The organism is Nonomuraea sp. NPDC050328 (assembly GCF_044459405.1).
In the GTDB taxonomy this organism is placed as follows: domain Bacteria; phylum Actinomycetota; class Actinomycetes; order Streptosporangiales; family Streptosporangiaceae; genus Nonomuraea.
This window is the reverse complement of the sequence record NZ_JBITIW010000001.1, coordinates 878,579-896,828: the sequence shown is the minus strand read 5'-3', so window position 1 is coordinate 896,828 and position 18,250 is coordinate 878,579. Positions and strand designations below refer to the sequence as shown.

Annotated in this window: 16 protein-coding genes; 7 read left to right on the top strand and 9 right to left on the bottom strand. The window is 72.5% G+C overall.

From position 1 onward, the window contains the following. Nucleotides 1-13 precede the first annotated feature (13 nt). Nucleotides 14-994, top strand: coding sequence for a UDP-glucose 4-epimerase GalE (gene galE, locus ACIBG7_RS04050; protein ID WP_397335116.1), 981 nt, complete (start codon nt 14-16; stop codon nt 992-994). 30 nt (nt 995-1,024) lie between these two features. Here the strand turns inward: galE and ACIBG7_RS04045 are convergent, their stop codons facing one another. Genes ACIBG7_RS04045 through ACIBG7_RS04035 form a run of 3 tightly spaced genes read right to left on the bottom strand, consistent with a single transcriptional unit; the run spans nt 1,025 to nt 3,940 of the window. Beyond that, a complete protein-coding gene (locus tag ACIBG7_RS04045; protein WP_397335115.1) occupies nt 1,025-2,257 on the bottom strand; it encodes an amidohydrolase family protein in 1,233 nt (410 codons plus the stop codon). Between the two features lie 55 nt (nt 2,258-2,312). After that, on the bottom strand, nt 2,313-3,089 hold the full coding sequence (locus ACIBG7_RS04040; protein ID WP_357916121.1) for a hypothetical protein: 777 nt from the start codon (nt 3,087-3,089) through the stop codon (nt 2,313-2,315). Between the two features lie 56 nt (nt 3,090-3,145). Further along, entirely contained in the window at nt 3,146-3,940 is a 795-nt protein-coding gene (locus ACIBG7_RS04035) for a hypothetical protein (RefSeq protein WP_397335114.1), read from the bottom strand. 271 nt (nt 3,941-4,211) lie between these two features. On the opposite strand from ACIBG7_RS04035, the gene sucC reads away from it, so the two are divergent. Next, on the top strand, nt 4,212-5,390 hold the full coding sequence (gene sucC, locus ACIBG7_RS04030) for an ADP-forming succinate--CoA ligase subunit beta (protein WP_357916127.1): 1,179 nt from the start codon (nt 4,212-4,214) through the stop codon (nt 5,388-5,390). 3 nt (nt 5,391-5,393) lie between these two features. Continuing rightward, entirely contained in the window at nt 5,394-6,269 is an 876-nt protein-coding gene (gene sucD, locus ACIBG7_RS04025) for a succinate--CoA ligase subunit alpha (protein ID WP_357916130.1), read from the top strand. A gap of 58 nt (nt 6,270-6,327) precedes the next feature. Here sucD and ACIBG7_RS04020 read toward each other — a convergent pair whose 3' ends face one another. Both ACIBG7_RS04020 and ACIBG7_RS04015 read right to left on the bottom strand, forming a co-directional pair. After that, entirely contained in the window at nt 6,328-6,930 is a 603-nt protein-coding gene (locus ACIBG7_RS04020; RefSeq protein ID WP_397335113.1) for a DUF6461 domain-containing protein, read from the bottom strand. Nucleotides 6,931-6,965: 35 nt separating this feature from the next. Next, nucleotides 6,966-7,529 (bottom strand): DUF6461 domain-containing protein, encoded by a 564-nt coding sequence (locus ACIBG7_RS04015; RefSeq protein ID WP_397335112.1) that lies wholly within the window; start codon nt 7,527-7,529, stop codon nt 6,966-6,968. Nucleotides 7,530-7,732: 203 nt separating this feature from the next. Here ACIBG7_RS04015 and ACIBG7_RS04010 point away from each other — a divergent pair, with 203 nt between their 5' ends. Then, nucleotides 7,733-9,253, top strand: a complete 1,521-nt coding sequence (locus ACIBG7_RS04010; protein WP_397335111.1) for a DUF6350 family protein — start codon at nt 7,733-7,735, stop codon at nt 9,251-9,253. Here ACIBG7_RS04010 and ACIBG7_RS04005 read toward each other — a convergent pair. Beyond that, nucleotides 9,250-9,645: a hypothetical protein gene (locus tag ACIBG7_RS04005; RefSeq protein WP_357916142.1), complete on the bottom strand. Its 396-nt coding sequence runs from the start codon at nt 9,643-9,645 to the stop codon at nt 9,250-9,252. The two genes, ACIBG7_RS04010 and ACIBG7_RS04005, sit on opposite strands and share 4 nt — an antisense overlap. Before the next feature lie 94 nt (nt 9,646-9,739). Between ACIBG7_RS04005 and purN the strand changes: the two genes are divergently transcribed. The 3 genes from purN (at nt 9,740) to ACIBG7_RS03990 (ending at nt 12,320) form a co-directional block, all read left to right on the top strand. Further along, on the top strand, nt 9,740-10,330 hold the full coding sequence (gene purN / locus ACIBG7_RS04000; protein ID WP_397335340.1) for a phosphoribosylglycinamide formyltransferase: 591 nt from the start codon (nt 9,740-9,742) through the stop codon (nt 10,328-10,330). A 76-nt stretch (nt 10,331-10,406) separates the two neighbouring features. Further along, nucleotides 10,407-11,978: a bifunctional phosphoribosylaminoimidazolecarboxamide formyltransferase/IMP cyclohydrolase gene (purH, locus tag ACIBG7_RS03995; protein WP_357916145.1), complete on the top strand. Its 1,572-nt coding sequence runs from the start codon at nt 10,407-10,409 to the stop codon at nt 11,976-11,978. Nucleotides 11,979-12,143: 165 nt separating this feature from the next. Next, the gene (locus tag ACIBG7_RS03990) at nt 12,144-12,320 is read left to right on the top strand and encodes a hypothetical protein (protein WP_357916148.1); all 177 of its coding nucleotides are present in this window, start codon (nt 12,144-12,146) and stop codon (nt 12,318-12,320) included. Between the two features lie 3 nt (nt 12,321-12,323). Here ACIBG7_RS03990 and ACIBG7_RS03985 read toward each other — a convergent pair whose 3' ends face one another. From ACIBG7_RS03985 to ACIBG7_RS03975, 3 genes are read right to left on the bottom strand one after another with little or no spacing between them, the layout of a single operon-like run. Next, a complete protein-coding gene (locus tag ACIBG7_RS03985; protein ID WP_397335110.1) occupies nt 12,324-13,223 on the bottom strand; it encodes an ROK family protein in 900 nt (299 codons plus the stop codon). After that, nucleotides 13,223-14,071, bottom strand: coding sequence for a hypothetical protein (locus ACIBG7_RS03980; protein WP_397335109.1), 849 nt, complete (start codon nt 14,069-14,071; stop codon nt 13,223-13,225). Before ACIBG7_RS03980 ends, ACIBG7_RS03985 begins: the two co-directional genes overlap by 1 nt. Continuing rightward, entirely contained in the window at nt 14,068-18,177 is a 4,110-nt protein-coding gene (locus tag ACIBG7_RS03975; RefSeq protein ID WP_397335108.1) for an NEW3 domain-containing protein, read from the bottom strand. Before ACIBG7_RS03975 ends, ACIBG7_RS03980 begins: the two co-directional genes overlap by 4 nt. Between the last annotated feature and the right edge of the window lie 73 nt (nt 18,178-18,250).

The following is an 18,250-nucleotide window of genomic DNA, read 5'->3' as shown; positions in this document are numbered from 1 at the left end:
GTAGTGTGCGCGGGTGAGTGTTCTGATAACGGGTGGAGCGGGTTACATCGGCAGCACGGTCGCCTCGGCGTGTGAGGAGGCCGGGATCGTTCCGGTCATCCTCGACAGCCTGGTGACCGGGCGGCGGGAGTTCGCCGAGGGGCGGGAGTTCTACGAGGGCGACATCGCCGACGGCGAGCTGATCGACCGGATCTTCCGGGAGCACCCGGACATCGAGGCGGTCGTGCACTGCGCCGCGCTGATCGTGGTGCCGGACTCGGTGGCCGACCCGATCGGCTACTACGAGGCGAACGTCGTCAAGACGCTCGACCTGGTCAAGCACCTGATCAGGAACGGCTGCGAGCGCATGATCTTCAGCTCGTCGGCGTCGATCTACGCGCCAGGTGACGACCTGACCGTGGACGAGGGCTCCGCGCTCGACCCGCAGAGCCCCTACGCCCGGACCAAGGCCGTGTGCGAGGGCATGTTCGCCGACATCGCCGCGACGCAGCCGATCCGGGTGCTGTCCCTGCGGTACTTCAACCCGATCGGGGCCGACCCCAAGATGCGCACCGGGCTGCAGCTCGCCCGGCCCTCGCACGCGCTGGGCAAGATGATCCAGGCTTACGAGGAGGGCGTGCCGTTCGAGCTCACCGGGGTCGACTACGCGACCCCCGACGGGTCGGGGATCCGCGACTACATCCACGTGTGGGACCTGGCCGAGGCGCACGTCGCGGCGCTGCGGCGGTTCGACGAGCTCGACGTGTCGGTGATCAACCTCGGCACCGGGCAGGGCACGACCGTGCGCGAGCTCGCGGAGCTGTTCAACGAGGTCGCCGACCGGCCGATCGAGATCGTCGAGCGGGACCGGCGGCCGGGTGACGTCATCGGCTCCTACACCCGGGTCGAGCTGGCCGAGCGCGTGCTGGGGTGGAAGGCCCGCTACTCGGTGGCCGACGGGATCCGGCATTCGCTGGAGTGGCGCGAGCTGCGCGCCGAGCGCCTGGGCGCCTGAGCCCTCCAGGCAGGTCAACGTCGCCGCGGTTCAGGAGACGACGGCGCCCGCCTGGATGACGTGCCGCAGGTGGCGCTCCGGGCGGGTCAGCACGGACAGATCGGCCAGCGGGTCGCCGTCGAGGACGAGCAGGTCGGCGTGCGCACCGGGCGCGAGGGTGCCGAGCCGGCCCTCCTGGCCGAGCAGCCGCGCCGCCGTGCTGGTGGCCGAGCGGAGCACCGCGGCGGCCGGCTGCACCCGGGCGCGCAGGGTGAACTCCTGGAGCTGCGCCACCCGCATGGGCCCGAGCAGGTCGGAGCCGTAGACCAGGTTGACCCCGGCGCGGTGCGCCCGGTCGAGCGCGGCGAACCCGGCCTCGCGCACCTCGGCGATCTTCCGGTACGAGCCCTCGGCGAGCCCGGCCTCCCGGCCGCGCTCGGCGAGCTGCTCGTAGGTGACCAGCGTGGGCACCAGGTAGGCGTCCCGGTCGAGGAGCAGCTTGAGCGTGGTGTCGTCGAGCAGGTTGCCGTGCTCGACGCAGCGCGCCCCGGCCTCCAGCGCCCGGTTGATGGCCTTCGCGCCGTAGGCGTGCACGGTCACGTACCGGCCGGCGTTGCCGGCCTCGGTCACCGCCGCGGTGATCTCCTCCAGCGTGTACTGCACCGCGGACACCTCGTCGTGAGGCGAGGCCACCCCGCCGGAGACGGTGAGCTTGAGGTGGGCCGCGCCCTTGCGCAGCTCGTCGCGGGCGGCCAGCCGTACCTCCTCCACGCCGTCGGCGATGCGGGCGAAGCCGGGCTGGTGGCCGCAGCACGGCCGGCCGTCCTCCGACAGCGGCCGGAGGTCGCCGTGCCCGCCGGTCTGGGAGAGCGCCTTGCCGCCGTGGATCAGCCGGGGCCCGCGGACCAGCCCTTCGCGCAGCGCCTGCGCCAGGCCGTGATCGGCGCCGCCGACGTCGCGGACGGTGGTGAAGCCACGCGCCAGCATCTCCTCGGCGGCGCGCAACGACCGGACCGCCGCGTACCCGGGGGTCCAGGACTCGCGTTCGCGCGGGTCGAGGGTGTTGGCGGTGAGGTGCACGTGCGCGTCGATCAGGCCGGGCAGCACGGTGGCCCCGGCGGCGTCGAGCACCCGGACGTCGCCCGGGACCGCGGGAGGCGCGCCCGTGCCGGTGGCGGCGATCAGCCCGTCGGCGAGCTCGATCCAGGACCGGTCACCGAGCTGCTCGGTGACCGGTTCGAGCGGATGCGCGTTGACGATCAGCAGGCGGTTCACACGGTTCACACGGCTCTCACGGCTCATGCGGCGATTGTGGCATTCGCCGCCCCGGCCGTGACGATCACAGGGTGCCGACCACCGGCGGTACGGCAGGCGGCTCCTCCCCGGTGGCCAGTTCGTCGGCGACCTGGTCGGGCGGCGGCGGGACGATCGTGACGGCGGAGCCCCAGCCGGAGTAGCGGGTGTCGGCGATGACCGTCTCGCCGGAGCTGGTGTAGGCGGTGACCAGGCGCTTGGGCAGCTTGGCCGCGTCCACGGTCAGCCGCCAGGAGAGCACGATCCCCGGCTTCTTGGGCTTGGACGCGGCCGAGGCGCGGAACCAGGGGGAGAGCTTGTACAGCGCGCCAAGCGTGATCGTGCCGCGGTAGCCGTACGACGTGCGCTTGGCGGTCTTGAGCAGCGTGGCGCGGGTACGGGGCTCGGCGATGTTGAGCAACTGGCTGTAGGTGCCGGTCACGCCCGCGGCCGGGCCGCCGGGATAGCGGTACCAGGTTCTGCCTTCCGGGAGCAGCGTGCCGTACAACCCGCCGGACAGATAGGACGTCGTGCCGACGCGGATGGTCCGCTCCGGCGCGGCCAGCCAGGTGAAGGCCTCACCGGGCAGGTCGGCCGGGGTGATCGCCAGCCGGGCGGTCACGTCGGCGGCGGCGACGCCGGAGTCGCCGAGGCGGAAGGCGCCGGAGCGGCGCAGGAACAGGGTCCGCCGGCCGTCCTCCGCCAGGAAGACGCGCTCGGTGAACTTGACGGTCCGGGGCGGCCGGACGGAGGGTGCCGCGTGGGCCGGCGCGGCGGACAGCAGCAACGCTGCCGAGAGGAGCCCCGCAAGGAGTCGCTTCACCCGGGAAACGTTGCTGCTGCCGCGTATCGGCTAGGTCTCGACCAACCCAACGGGTATCACTGGGTGGGGACGACCTCGTACGCCGGCGGGTCGGCGGGCGCGCTGTTGAGGTCCTTGGCGTCGATGACCTCGTCCTTCGGCGGCGCCTGGATCTTCACCTTCAGGCCCCACTCGTAGTACTGCGAGTCGACGACGCTGCGCAGGTTGCCGAGCAGCCCGAAGTCCATGGTCATCTCGCTGCGGACGCGCGAGACGAGCCCGGAGCGGCCGGTGAAGATGCGGTAGGAGACCTTGATCTTGCTCATGAACTTGCCGAGGTCGCCCTTGAGCTTCTGGCCGGAGAGCGTGGCGAGCTGCTTGAAGCTCATCGAGCCGCGGTACTCGCCGCCCTTGACCAGCTTGGCCTTGGCCAGCGCGCCCCGGAGCACCTTCGCGTCGAAGATGTTGATCGGCTGGATGGTGGCGGCGACCGGGCGCTCACCGGAGTACTTGACCCACTTGATGCCCTCGGGCAGGTCGCCGACCCACTTGGCGTCGGCGTAGGTGTCGCCCTTGACGTGGATCAGGTGCGAGCGACCCAGCGTGGGGTCGCGCTGGACGATGTCGTAGGCGGAGACGCCACGGGGGCCGAACCCGACCACGCCGCGGGAGGTGCCGGAGGCGTCCTTGCCGAACATGCTGGAGCTGTAGGACGACTCCTTGATCTTGACGCCCCGGCCCTCGGCGTACGCCTTCTTCAAAGCCGCGACCGGATCGGGCGCGGCGGCCCGGGCCGGGGCGGCTTGCGCCGGGGCGGCGAACAGCAGGAGGGAGGCCGCCGCGGCGGCTACCCCCGCGATGATGCGCTTCATAGAGATCTTTCTCGAGGGGAGTGAGGACAACATCATCCAGAGTTGGAGTCACAACTGGATCTCAGGATCAACCGTTATCAACGGGATAAATGTGAAGCTTTCGTGCACGCGCGCGTTCCAGGAAGTGAGATCGCTGTCACATCGCGAGATATCTCCGCCCCGATGACCAGGTCAGGTCCGGCCAAAGGCTAGGCTTCACTGGCGGAAACGCCCGGCACACGGGGTGGCCCGGGCCGTCGGACATCATTCGGACAAGCAAGGACGGACCCTCGTGGACCTGTTCGAACATCAGGCGAAGGAGCTCTTCGCGGACTACGGCATCCCGGTGCCGCGCGGAGTCGTCGCGCACACCGTGGAGGAGGCACGCGCCGCGGCTGAGCAGCTGACCGGCCGCGTCGTCGTCAAGGCCCAGGTCAAGACCGGAGGGCGCGGAAAGGCCGGCGGCGTCAAGGTGGCCGACGACGCCGACGACGCCGTCAAGAAGGCGACCGACATCCTCGGGATGGACATCAAGGGCCACACGGTCCACAAGGTGCTCGTGGAGGAGGCCAGCGCGATCGCGGAGGAGTACTACTTCTCCTTCCTGCTCGACCGCGCCAACCGCACCTTCCTCGCCATCTGCTCCGCCGCCGGCGGCATGGACATCGAAGAGGTCGCGCACAACACGCCGGAGAAGGTGGCGAAGGTCCCGGTCTCTCCGCTGACCGGTGTCGACCGCGCCAAGGCCCGCGAGATCGCGGCCGCCGGCCTGCTGCCGGAGAAGGCGCTCGACGGCGCCGCCGAGCTCATCGAGAAGCTGTGGTGCGTCTTCGTCGACGAGGACGCCACGCTGGTCGAGGTCAACCCGATGATCCTCACCGCGGACGGCGAGGTGAAGGCGCTCGACGGCAAGGTCACCCTCGACGACAACGCCTCCTTCCGCCAGGCCGACCACGCCGCGCTGGAGGACAAGGCCGCCGAGGACCCGCTGGAGGCCGCGGCCAAGGCGAAGGACCTCAACTACGTCAAGCTCGACGGCAACGTCGGCATCATCGGCAACGGCGCGGGCCTGGTCATGTCCACGCTCGACGTGGTCGCCTACGCCGGCGAGCAGTTCCCCGGCAAGCCCAAGCCCGCCAACTTCCTCGACATCGGCGGCGGCGCCAGCGCCGAGGTCATGGCGGCCGGCCTGGAGATCATCCTCTCCGACCCCGCGGTCAAGTCGATCTTCGTCAACGTCTTCGGCGGCATCACCGCCTGTGACGCGGTGGCCAACGGCATCGTGGCCGCCTTCAAGCTCCTGGAGGAGCGCGGCGAGGCCGTCACCCGCCCGCTGGTCGTGCGCCTCGACGGCAACAACGCCCTCCTCGGGCGGCAGATCCTGCACGACGCCGCCCTCAAGGGCGTCGAGCTGGTTGACACGATGGACGACGCGGCCAAGCGCGCCGCCGAGCTCGCGGCAGGTGCGTAAACCATGGCTATCTGGCTCACTGAGAACAGCAAGATCATCGTCCAGGGCATGACCGGCGGCGAGGGCACCAAGCACGCCAAGCGCATGCTCGCCTCCGGCGCCCGCGTCGTCGGCGGCGTCAACGCCCGCAAGGCCGGCACCACCCACCTCGACCTGCCGGTCTTCGGCTCGGTCAAGGAGGCCATGGAGGCCACCGGCGCCGACGTCTCGGTCGTCTTCGTGCCCCCGGCGTTCACCAAGGACGCCGTCAAGGAGGCCATCGACGCCGAGATCCCGCTCTGCGTGGTCATCACCGAGGGCGTGCCGATCCACGACTCCACCGAGTTCTGGGCCTACGCCGTCGAGAAGGGCAACAAGACCCGCATCATCGGGCCGAACTGCCCCGGCATCGCCTCGCCCGGCGCCTCCAACGCCGGCATCATCCCCGCCGACATCACCACCGCCGGCCGGATCGGCCTGGTGTCGAAGTCCGGCACGCTCACCTACCAGCTCATGTACGAGCTGCGTGACTTCGGCTTCTCCACCGCCGTCGGCATCGGTGGCGACCCGGTCATCGGCACCACGCACATCGACGCGCTCCAGGCCTTCCAGGACGACCCGGCCACCGACGCCATCGTCATGATCGGCGAGATCGGCGGCGACGCCGAGGAGCGGGCCGCGGCCTACATCGAGCAGCACGTCACCAAGCCGGTCGTCGCCTACGTCGCGGGCTTCACCGCCCCCGAGGGCAAGACCATGGGCCACGCCGGCGCCATCGTCTCCGGCTCGGCCGGTACGGCGCAGGCCAAGAAGGAAGCCCTGGAGAAGGTCGGCGTCCGCGTCGGCAAGACCCCCTCCGAGACGGCGCGCCTCATGCGGGAGATCATGCAGGCCCGCTGAGCACCCCTGCCCTGCCTGGAACAGCCCCGTGCCGCAATGGCGCGGGGCTTTCCTGGCTTCAGACCGGCCACGGGAACGCGTCGTCAGGACACGGCGCGAACTCGTAGCCCCGGTCCGGTACGGTCCCCCACAGGAAGGGCGCGGCCATCAGCTCCTCCTCGACCAGCCTGAACCCGGTCAGCCGCTCCGACAGCAGGAAGGTCGGCCCCGTGGACGGATCCGCGCTCGGCGGATACAGCCGCCTGATCGCCTCCATCGTCTCCCGCAGCTCCTCCGGGACCGGCGCCGAGTAACCCTCCTGGGCGATGAAGCAGAACCGGATCTCCCCGTCCTCCGCCCAGTAGAAGTAGTCGAGCCCCTTGATGCCCAGCGCGTACTGGGCGACCACCCGCGTGCCCTCCGACAGGGGGAGCACGGCACCGGTGACGGCGAGCTGGCCGCCGTCCTGGATGTAGGTCCAGCCGCGCAGAGGCGCGACACCGATCGACAGCCCGGACCCGCCGGTGTGTCGGTCGGGGCCGTGGAAGGTGCCGGGGGCGAAGCCTGCCATCGTCCCGCCCAGCCGGGCCACCACCTCCTCCACCGGGAGCCGGACGTAGAGGTGGCTGAGGCCGCCGTCGTCGCCGGTCAGCCAGCGGTGGTCGGGTGCCCGTTCGATCATGCGCCCATGCTGCCAGCCGCCACCGACCGCTTCTCTTACCGGGGAGGCGGCAGATGGCCCCAGGCGAAGTCGAGGCCCCGCACCAGCTCCTCCGTCAGCCGGATCCCGGTCAGGTGCTCGACGAGCATGAACGCGGGGCCTTCGTAAAGCTGTGCCTCGGGAAACAAGCGGTCGGCCTCGGCCAGGACGGCGGTGAGCTCGTCCGGTGGCTCCCTGAAGAACCCGTCATCGCTCCCGCACTCGAACCTGACCGCTCCGTCCTCGTACCAGGCGAAGTTGTCGGCGCCCTCGATGCTGAGCGCGGCCTGCGTGACGAGCGTGGTGTCTTCGGAGAGCCGGGCCAGGAGGTCCTCGTACAGGTAGCGCAGGTCGGATTCGATGACGAAGGTCCAGTCGCCGATCGCGGCGACACCGGCCGGCTCGCCGGGGGAGCACAACTGGTCGGCGTCCTCGGGGAACGGGCCGGGGGTGAAGTCCGGCCACCGCCCGCCCAGCCGGGCGACGGCACGCTCGGGGGTGTCGCGGACGTAGAGGAAGGAGTAGCCGTATTCGCCGTACTCGCCGTAGAGCCAGGTGAAGTCAGGGGGTGGTGGCGTCATGTGGATCATGGTGGCAGTCGCCTCCGACAGTCCCGTGGGCGCCGAAGCGGGGACTCCAGGTGGGTGGATGGGCGGGAGAATGGGGCTTCGCGGGGTGTCGGCGAGTGCACTTGACCGAAAACTTGAGAACATCGAATACTGTGACGGCGCTTCTCGACCAGCTACGGACGGCCCCCCGGTCGGTGCTCGGCAGATTCCCCGGTATGACGGGGGATGACGACGAGAGCCGGCGTCCGCTTCCCGTGTCCGGGATGCTCGCCGCCGCGATGACTCTGGGCGTGGGCCTGGCCGCCTTGACGACGCTGACCCTCGTGGGGTGGATCGCCGCGCCGAAGGGCACGCTGGGCACCGGGCTGCCGGGGGTGTTCCGCACGGCGGCGCAGGTGTGGCTGGCGGCGCATCATGCGGGGTTCGCGATTCCGGGCGGCCGGGTGGGGCTGCTCCCGCTGGGCCTGATGGTCCTGCCGGCGATCCTGCTGTACCGCGGCGGGCGGTGGATGGCGCGCGACGCCGACCTGCGCTTGCGGCTGCCGGCGGCCCTGCCGAAGAACAGCCCCAAGGAGCAGGCGACCGCACGGCGCCGGGCGCAACTGGTGCTGGTGGTGCAGGCCGGGGTGTCGCTGGCCGCGCCGTACGCGCTGCTGGCCGGGGTGATCGCGCTGGTGGCCCGCAACGAGGTGACCCAGCCGTACGTGGGCGAGGCGCTGCTGAGCCACTTCCTGCTGGCCTTCCTGTGCGGCGCGCTGGCGACGGCGCGCACGATCGGGCCGTTCCGCTCGATGTTGCGGCTGCTGCCGGAGCGGGTGCGGGCGGTGGCGCTGGGCACGGCGACGGCGACGGCGCTGATGCTGGCGGCGGGCCTGCTGGTGGTCCTGAGCGCGATCCTGATCAACATCGGCCAGGTGAAGGACCTGACCTCGGCCCTGTCGCCGGGGTTCGTGGGCGGGCTGCTCCTGCTGCTGATTCAGCTCCTCTACCTGGCGAACGCGGCGATCTGGGCGATGGCCTACATCGCGGGGCCGGGCTTCGCGGTCGGCACCGGGACGCTGGTCGCGCCGACCGGGGTGAACCTGGACGGCATGCCGATCCTGCCGCTGCTCGGCGCGCTGCCGGACAGCGGGCCGGCGCCGGCCTGGGCGATGGCGGTGATCGCGCTGCCGTTCGCGGCCGGCGCGGTGGCCGGCGTGGTGGTGGTGCGGATCGCGCCGTCGCCGTCGTACGAGGCGGCCCCGTTGTGGGGGTTCGTGACCGGGCTGACCACCGGCCTGGTGGCGGGCGGGCTGGCGGCGCTGTCCGGCGGGCCGATCCGCGGCGACCGGCTGGCGGCGATCGGGCCGTCGGCGTGGGAGGTCGCGCTCTCGGTCGCCCTGGAGGTGGGCGTCGCCGCGGGCATCTCGGCCGGGCTGGCCAACTGGGCGCTGCTCTACCGCGACGCGCGCAAGGAGCCCGGCAAGGTGCGCAAGGCGGGTGCGGCGCTGGCGCGGGTGGCGGGCAAGGTCGGCCTGGCCGACGCCGACCCCAAGCCGCTGCCGGGCCACTGGATGGACGCCACCGAGGCCGACACCCAGCCGATCCCGGTGATCCGCGACGACTGGATGGACGAGCACGCCTCGGCCGCGGCGGAGGTGGCCGCGCAGTCGACCCGGCGCGACATCGTGGACGAGACCGACGACCGCGGGGGCCACGTGATCTACATGGACCCCTACGCCTGGGACCGCGACTAGGGCTGGAGGTAGCGCAGCACGTCCGCCGGGAGCTTCTTCTCGGTCGCCTGCTTGAAGGCGGCGAAGCACTCGCCCTCGGCGGAGACCGTGCCGGCGCCCTTCAGGCACTCCTGGTAGGCGGTGAACTCGTCGGCGAGGTAGAACTGCAGGGCGGCGGCCAGCCCGGAGAACAGCAGCACGACCGACGAGACGGTGATCCCGCCCACGGCGGCGCCCACCGACTTGCCCTCCTTCCGGAGCAGCGGCAGCGCGCGGATCCCCGCCACCAGGGCGAAGACCGCCAGCACCAGGCCGGCCAACGGCAGCATGAACGCCATGGCCAGCGCCGCGATGGACAGCCAGACCGCCCTGCGCCCTGCCGCCTCGGCGGGCACGCGGACAGGTATCGTCACTGGGCCTCCCTCTCACTTCGCCGGTTTCCAGACCCGATACCCTGGCTACCCACCCAACACTGGAGCGTGCGTGTCCGATTCTGTGGGGCGGCGGCTGGTCGTCCTCGTCTCCGGCTCTGGAACCAACCTACAGGCCCTTCTGGACGCCACAGCCGATCCGTCGTACGGCGCGGCCGTGGTGGCCGTCGGCGCCGACCGCGTCGGGATCGAGGGGCTGGCCCGGGCCGAGCGGGCCGGGGTGCCCACGTTCGTGGAGCGGCTGAACGATCATCCCTCCCGCGCCCTGTGGGACGAGGCGGTCGCCGCCCGGATCGCCGCCTACGAGCCGGACCTGGTGGTGCTGGCCGGATTCATGAAGATCCTGGGCGCGCCCACGCTGGAGGCGTTCCCGGTGCTCAACACCCACCCGGCGCTGCTGCCCGCCTTCCCGGGCGCGCACGGGGTACGAGACGCGCTGGCCTACGGCGCCAAGATCACCGGTTGCACGGTCATGCTGGCCGACGCCGGGGTGGACACCGGGCCGATCATCGCCCAGGAGGCCGTGCGGGTCCTCGACGGCGACGACGAGGCCCGGCTGCACGAGCGCATCAAGAGCGTCGAGCGCGGGTTGCTCGTCGACACCGTGGGCCGCATGGCCCGTGAAGGCTGGACCGTCACCGGGCGGCACGTCCGGATCGGCGGCTGACAGGGCTGGACCACCGCCGGACCCACCCGGCGGCGGTGACAGACAGGGCATCTAACCAGGAGGGGTGTTTCTCAGCGTGGCTGAGCACAGCGAAGGCGCCGGCGCGAGCCGCATCGCCATCCGGCGCGCGTTGATCGCGGTTTACGACAAGTCCGGCCTCGAGGAGCTGGCCAAGGCACTCGACGCCGCCGGGGTGGAGATCGTCTCCACCGGCGGCACGGCTGCCGCCATCGCCTCCTACGGCGTGCCCGTCACCAAGGTCGAGCAGCTCACGGGCTTCCCCGAGTGCCTCGACGGCCGGGTCAAGACGCTGCACCCGCGCGTCCACGCCGGGCTGCTGGCCGACCTGACCAAGCCGCACCACGTGGCGCAGCTCGAGGAGCTGGAGGTCGAGCCGTTCCAGCTCGTGGCGGTCAACCTCTACCCGTTCCGTGAGACGGTCGCCTCCGGCGCGTCCGACGCCGAGTCGGTCGAGCAGATCGACATCGGCGGCCCGGCGATGATCCGCGCGGCGGCGAAGAACCACGCCACCTGCGCGGTCGTGGTCGACCCGGCCGGCTACGGCGAGGTCGTCCGCGCGCTGGGCGAGGGCGGCTTCACCCTCACCGAGCGTCGCCGCCTGGCCGGTCGCGCCTACGCGCACACCGCCGCCTACGACGTGGCCGTGGCGAGCTGGTTCGCCAACGTCTACGCCGCCGACGGCGACTGGCCCGGCTTCATGGGCGCCACCTGGGAGCTGGAGAGCCCGCTGCGGTACGGCGAGAACCCGCACCAGTCCGCGGCCCTGTACACCTCCGGCACGGGCGGGCTGGCCGGCGCCACCCAGCTCCACGGCAAGGAGATGTCGTACAACAACTACCTCGACACCGACGCCGCCTGGCGCGCGGCCTGGGACTTCACCGAGCCGGCCGTCGCGATCATCAAGCACCAGAACCCGTGCGGCATCGCCGTCGGCGCCGACGTGGCCGACGCGCACCGCAAGGCGCTGGCCTGCGACCCGGTCTCGGCCTACGGCGGCGTCGTGGCGGTCAACGGCACCGTCACCGCCGAGCTGGCCCGCCAGCTCACCGAGGGTTTCACCGAGGTCCTCGTGGCCCCGGGCTACGAGGACGAGGCGCTCGACATCCTCAAGGAGCGCTGGAAGAACCTGCGCATCCTGAGCTGCCCCGAGGGCCCCTCCGGCGCGGCCGAGTTCCGCCGCATCGACGGCGGTCTGCTCGTGCAGAGCACCGACCGGATCGACGCCCCCGGCGACGACCCGGCGAGCTGGGAGCTCAAGGCCGGTCCCGCCGCCTCGCCCGAGGTCCTGCGCGATCTGGCCTTCGCCTGGCGGGCCTCGCGTTCGGTCAAGTCCAACGCCATCCTGCTGGCCGCCGGCGAGGCGACCGTCGGCGTCGGCATGGGCCAGGTCAACCGGGTCGACTCCGCCCGCCTCGCGGTCTCCCGCGCCGGCGAGCGGGCCGCCGGGTCGGTCTGCGCCTCCGACGCCTTCTTCCCCTTCGCCGACGGGCCGCAGGTGCTCATCGAGGCCGGGATCAAGGCCATCGTGGAGCCGGGCGGCTCGATCCGCGACGAGGACGTCATCGCCGCCTGCGAGCAGGCGGGCGTGACCCTCTACTTCACCGGGACCAGGCACTTCTTCCACTGATCCCCGCGTTCACCGGCGCCGGTCGTGCTTCTGGTACGGCCGGCGCCGCCGTTCCGGGGGATAGGTGACCCTTGCTCAAGGGATAGGTCGAAACCGGTCAAACCTCCGCCAAGTTCGGCTAGCCTGTGCCGACGGCACTCGCCACGTATCCCTCGGGAGCTCCCCTTGCTCGATGTCATCCTGCATGCCTACGTGACCATGACCGGCTTCTCCACCAGTCCGATCGTGCTCGTGGCACTCGCCTTCATCGGGGCCTACCTGGGCAGCAAGCTCGTGGAGATCATCCCGGTAACCCGCCGGATCATCGAGCGGCGCGAGGCACGCTGGGCCGAGCGGCAGTAGGGGTCAGGCCACGGCCGACCAGGCCAGTTTCGCGGCCCCGGCCAGGCCGGCTCGCACGCCGAGCGTGGTCGGGGCCACCTCCACCGAGCGGAGGAAGGCCAGGCCGCTGAGGTCGTCGAGGGCCTTGCGGAGCGGGGCGAAGAGGATCTCGCCTGCGCCGGCCACGCCGCCGCCGATCACCACGGTCCGCACGTCCACCGCGGCGGCCGCCGAGACGATCATCGCGGCGAGCGCCCGCGCGCCCCGCTCGAAGGCGGCCAGCGCGATCGAGTCGCCGTTCGCCGCCGCCTTGGCCAGGTCCCGGGCATCGGGCCGGTCGCGGGGCGGCTGCCAGCCGGCGGCCAGGGCCCAGCGGGTCAGGTTGGGGCCGCTGGCGTACCGTTCCACGCAGCCTCGGCCGCCGCAGTCGCACGGCTCGCCGTACGGGTCCACGCTCATGTGCCCGACGTGCCCGGCGTTGCCGGTGGGCCCGAGCAGCGGGACGCCGCCGAGCACGAACCCGCCGCCGATCCCGGTCGAGACGACGACGCCGAGCAGCGAGGCCGCCCCGCGTCCCGCGCCGACCCAGTGCTCGCCGAGCGCGAAGCACTGCGCGTCCCCGGCCAGGACGGCGGGCAGCCCGGTGAGCGCGGCGAGCTCGTCCCGGACCGGGAAGCCGCGCCAGCTCGGGATGTTGACCGGACTGACCGCCCCGGTGGCCAGGTCCAGCGGGCCCGCGCAGCCGATGCCGACCGCGCGGGGAGCGGCGCCGGGCAGCAGCTCGGCGACCAGGTCGGCCAGCGTGCCCAGCACGTCCGCCGCCGGGGTCGGCCGCGTCGCGGACCGCAGCACGGTCCCGGCGGGGTCGACCAGGGCGCCGGCCAGCTTCGTGCCGCCGATGTCGAGGGCGAGGACGCAGTCCATCAGTGCTTGTGGTGGTTGTCGGGCTGGCGGGGATCGCCGGGATGCTCCAGGCCGGGCACGAGTTCGACCCGTTCGGCCCGCAGGGTGTCGAGCCACTGGGCGAACGTGCGCCGCCGGGCGGCCTCGCCGAGCCCCCCGTCGGGCTCCGCCGTACCGGCTGGGGGAGCGGGACGGGCGACGGCGAGGTGCCAGCCGAGGTGGTCGGCCACCGGCCCGGCCAGGGTCCCGTACGGCAGGCGGTCCAGCTCCGCGGCGATGGCGGCGGGCAGCGTGCCGAGGGCGGTGACGCCCAGGTCGTCGAGGTCGTCCTCGGCGACGCCCTCGGGCGGGGGCGCGGCGTAGAGCCGGTGCCGGATCCGCAGCGCGGCCGTCGCGGGCGCGGCCTCGGGCTGCTGCCAGGCGGCGGGCACCTGGGCCGGCACGTGCTCGTACAGGGCGCGCACCCACGGGTTGCCGTTGACCGCCGAGGCGTTGATCGAGCCGAGCTCGACCGCGGCCAGGCGGTCGAGCGGCGGCAGTTCGGCGGGGGCGAGGCCGAGCGCCCGGGCCTCGTCCTCGCAGACCAGCTCGGTGAGGATGACCTGGGTCAGCCAGCGGGCGAGCTGCCGGTCTTCCGCGCTGCCGGGGGTGGGCAGCGCGGCGTGCAGGGGACCTTCGCGCAGGTCGGCGAGGCGACGGTCGAGCGGCAGGCGGGGGATCGGGCGGCCGTTCACCCAGCCGATGACCGGGCCGACACCGGGCGCGGTGGCCGCGCCGGTCGCGGGCGGGCGGGTGCGCACCGGGACATATCCGGGGTCGTGGTCATGCCCGTGGCCGTGCCCGTGCCCATGCCCATGCCCGTGACTCATCGGGTGACCTCCAGCCGGACGACGGGCGCGTACTGGCAGCGGCCGAACCACATGACCTTCACCAGCGCCCACGAGTGCCCGGCGGCCATGTCCAGCGGCACCTCGACCGGGAAGGCCACCTCGACGCTCTCCCCGGCCTCGACGGTGAAGCCCTGGACGACCGTCGGCAGCATCTCCCACGTCCCCCACGGCGAGGCGAGCTGCGCCTCGCCGCGGATCGGCCCGGCGCTCGTGTTCGCCAGCCGTACGCCGACGGTGGCGGAGGAGCCGGGACGGAGGGTCAGCGAGTCGGTCACGGAGGTGACGACGAGCCCGGTGGGCCGGGCGGTGTCGAGCCGGGTGCCCTGGGCGGCCACCGCGTCCTCCGGGACCGGCCCGGGCACCGGAAGCTCTGGCACCGGCCCGAGGGCGACGGTGAGCACGTCCTCGACGCTCTGCCCGGCGAACTCGGTGCGCGCGGCGACGAAGTGCAGCCCGCCCGCACCGGGAGCCGGGGTGACGGTGACCGGGAAGCGCAGGTGCCCGCCCGGCTCGACGCGGAAGGCGCGCTGAGCCGGGCTGACGCTCCAGCCGGTGGGCGCCTCCAGCGTCACCACGCCCTCGTGCGCGGCGTTGACCAGGTGCGAGGCGACGACCACCTCGGCCTCGAACGGCTCGGCGGAGGTGACCAGGCCGGGCGTGATCGCCACGGAGACCGGCAGGTAGCCGAGCGGCGCGGGCCCCTTGTTGTGCAGCCAGTAGCGGCTGTAGACCGGCTGGGCGGCCTCGGCGGTGAGCCCGAGCTCCTCGCCCTCGGCGGTGAGCGGCACGGGCGCGAGGTAGGTGGCCACCTCCGATCCGGCCAGCTCGAACGAGGCCGGCCCGCCCCGGTTCTCCAGCAGGTCGGAGGCGAGCAGCGAGCCGACCGGGAGCACCGGCGAGTGCAGCGCGGCCCGCGCGCCGAGCCCGGTGGACTCGACCAGGCGCAACGTCACCCCGTCGGCGGCGTCGGCGGCCAGGCCGTGCGCGTGCGGGTTGCCGGCGGCCTTGACCGTGCTGACCAGCACGTCACGGGCCGGATCGACGCGCAGCAGCGAGTGCGTCGCGGGCAGGTCGCCGCCCGGCCCGTCGACCAGGCGCGGCAGCAGCGGCGTGATGTACTCCTGCCCGGCGGCCGGCAGATTGAGCTCACGCCAGTCGCCCGCGCCGCCGACCAGCGAGTAGGCGAACTCGTGCGTCCAGTGCTGGAGCTGGAACCCCGAACCGTCCGGCGTGGTACGGCGAGGCGGATCGAGCCAGACGCCCGACGGCCAGCCCGTGCACGAGCGCATGAGCGACAGGTGCAGCGCCCCCGACGGATCGACCGCGAACCCCGGCAGGCCGTAGGTGAGCAGCGCGACCGTCCGGTCCTCCAGCACCTCGCTCCCCTCGGGGCAGGTGGCGGCGATCCGCGCGTCGTCGAGGTCGGCGACCAGCTCGGCCGCGTCGGCGACGATGAGCGCCGGCAGCGAGCGCAGGCCGCGCAGGTCGGCGCTGGGCTGCCACACCTCCGCCAGGGGCCGCTCGGCCGGCACCCAGACCCGGCCCTCGGCGGCGAGCGTCTCGGCGAAGGTGGGGGAGACCTGGCCGAGCAGCTCGGCGGCCAGCGGGTTGTGCTCCGGGCCGCCGAGGATGATGCGCACGTCGGGCAGGTTGGAGTCGACGTCGAGCCAGCCGTACCGGGAGCCGGGCGCGCTGGAGGTGGTGGCGGTGACGCCGGCGCGGGCCAGCGCGACGACCAGGTCGCGGGCGGCGGGCGCGTCCGCCAGCGCGGGCACGACCACCTCGGCCACGCCGATCGCGCGGGCGCCGGCCTCGCCGAGCTCGACCCGGGCGGTGGAGGAGAGCCCGAACCAGGTGTTGGCCGGGTTGTCGAGGGTCCAGGGGTGCTCGGCGGCGTCGGCCTCCGGCAGGGCGAAGCCGCGGCCGATCACCGCGCCGGCCACGTCCGAGACCGGCAGCGCGCCGGGCACGGCGGCCGGGAAGCGCACCCGGAGCAGCCGGTCGGCGCCGGTGTAGTCGAGCACGCGGGTGGTGAAGTCCACCTTGTCGGACCCGGCCCAGAGGGTGACGATCTGCTCGTAGGCGAGCTCGTCCAGCTCGCCGGTGATGATCAGGCGCTCGCCGAGCGCGGACTGCTCCCGCCGGACCGTCGCCGGACGCTCGGCCGAGCCGCTGACCTCGCCGGTCGGGATGAGGTGCCACGGGCCCTCGCCCATGTCCGGGTGCTGCGGGTACTCGGCGTGCAGGCGCAGCTCGTTGCCCTGGCCGGTGAGCAGCTCCTGGCCGGCCGCGAGGTCGAGCACCGAGCTGAGCGTGCCGCCGCGTGCCGGGTCGGCCGTGACGCGGTAACGCTCGTTCTCGACGACGGAGCCCTCCGCCGGCTCCCAGCCGCCGGGCGTGCCCTCGACCAGCGGGTAGGTGCGCCAGCCCATCGAGGGCACCTCGCGGGCGAGGAAGGTCAGCACGCCGTCCTCCAGCAGCGCCTCGCCCTCGACCGTCAGGCCCGGCGCCGGCCGAACCCGGACCAGGCCGTCACGGGCGAAGGACAAGGTGTTGGTGACCACGACGCTGCGGCCGTCCACGGAGATCTGCGCGGTCAGCGCGTCGAGCGCGCGGTCCCGCGCGTCGGTGGCCAGGTCGTGGGCCTCGCGCCAGCCGGTGAGCAGGTCGATGTAGACCTGGTCGGACTCCGAGCCGGTGATCGCGTCGTGGTGGGCGCCGTAGGCGAGCTGCCGCCACACCTTGTCCAGCGCGGCGTGCGGGTAGCGGCCCAGGCCGAGCAGCGAGGCGAAGGTCGCCAGCTTCTCGGCGTCGGTCGCGGCCACCTCCGCGGCGCGCTGGGCCTGCTTGGTGTCGATGTAGGAGACGTCCTTGCCCGTGTAGATCGGGTTCATGTCGCGCGTCTGCGGGCTGAAGGTGGCCTGCTCGGCGGTCACGGCGTCGAGGAAGTCGCGCGGCGTGCCGCAGACGAAGCGCGGCCACACGTACCGGCTGGCGACCCAGCGGTGGATCTCGGTGACCCACTTGTTCGGCGGCGAGTAGTCCGTGCCGACCGGGAGCAGGATGTTCTTGGTCGCCGCGACCGGCTTGAGCGCCTGGTAGAGCTCGAAGACCGCGCTCAGCGCCTCCTCCAGCGACGGCGAGGAGTCCATCCACCAGCCCGCCGAGTAGTGCGCGGGCATGTAGTGCGTGAGCACGCCCAAGCCCGAGGGCGAGATCCACTCGAACTCGCTCGGAAACTGCATCAAGGTGGCGTCGTTCTTGGCCTCCTTAAAATTCTTGCTGATCGGGCCCCACTGGTGGAACGGACCGCGCGCCCAGGCACTGCCGGTCAGCCCCGCCGCGGCCAGATAGCCGGGGAACTGCGGGTCGTGCCCGAACGCGTCGAGCTGCCAAGCGGTTCTCGGGTCGCCGCCCAGGATGTCGCGCTGGTAGCCGATGCCGTAGACGATGTTGCGGATCGTCGTCTCCGCGCCGGTCAGGTTCGTGTTCGGCTCGTTGTAGGTGCCGCCCATCAGCTCCACCCGGCCGTCGGCCATCAGCTTGCGCAGGTCGGCGCGGCGCTCGGGGTGGGTGTCGAAGAACGGCTTCAGGTAGTCGATCTCGGCGAGCACGAACTTGTAGTCAGGGTCGCGCAACGCCAGCTCGATGTGCGCCTCGACCAGCGCGAACGCGTTGCGCTCCCACAGCGGCCGGGTGCTCGCGTCCCCGGACAGGAACTCCCACGGGCTGGTGTAGGCCGCCTGCGTGTTCCACCAGACCGGGTCGTAGTGGAAGTGTGAGACCAGGTACATGGTCCAGCCCGGCTCCTCGACCCTCACCTCCGCGTCGAGGCTCTCGCCGCCTGCGGTGACAACGCAGGACACGACCTCGCCCGCCGGCCGGTCGATCCGCAACGGGACCTCGACCGTGCCCACCCCCGCGGGCACGACCACCGGCCTCGCCGTCCTGACCCCCTCACCCCGGACCTCCAGCTCGACGTCCTGGCCTGCCGGTTCGACGGTGACTCTCAAGACCTGGTACGGCTCCGCTTCCGTGCCGACGAACAGGTCGGTGGAGGTGGCGGACAGCAGGCGAAAAGGCACGGGGACTCCCTGACTGTACGGGTCTGACGACCGCCACACTAGGGCCTTGATCGGTGAATGGCAACGTTGTCAT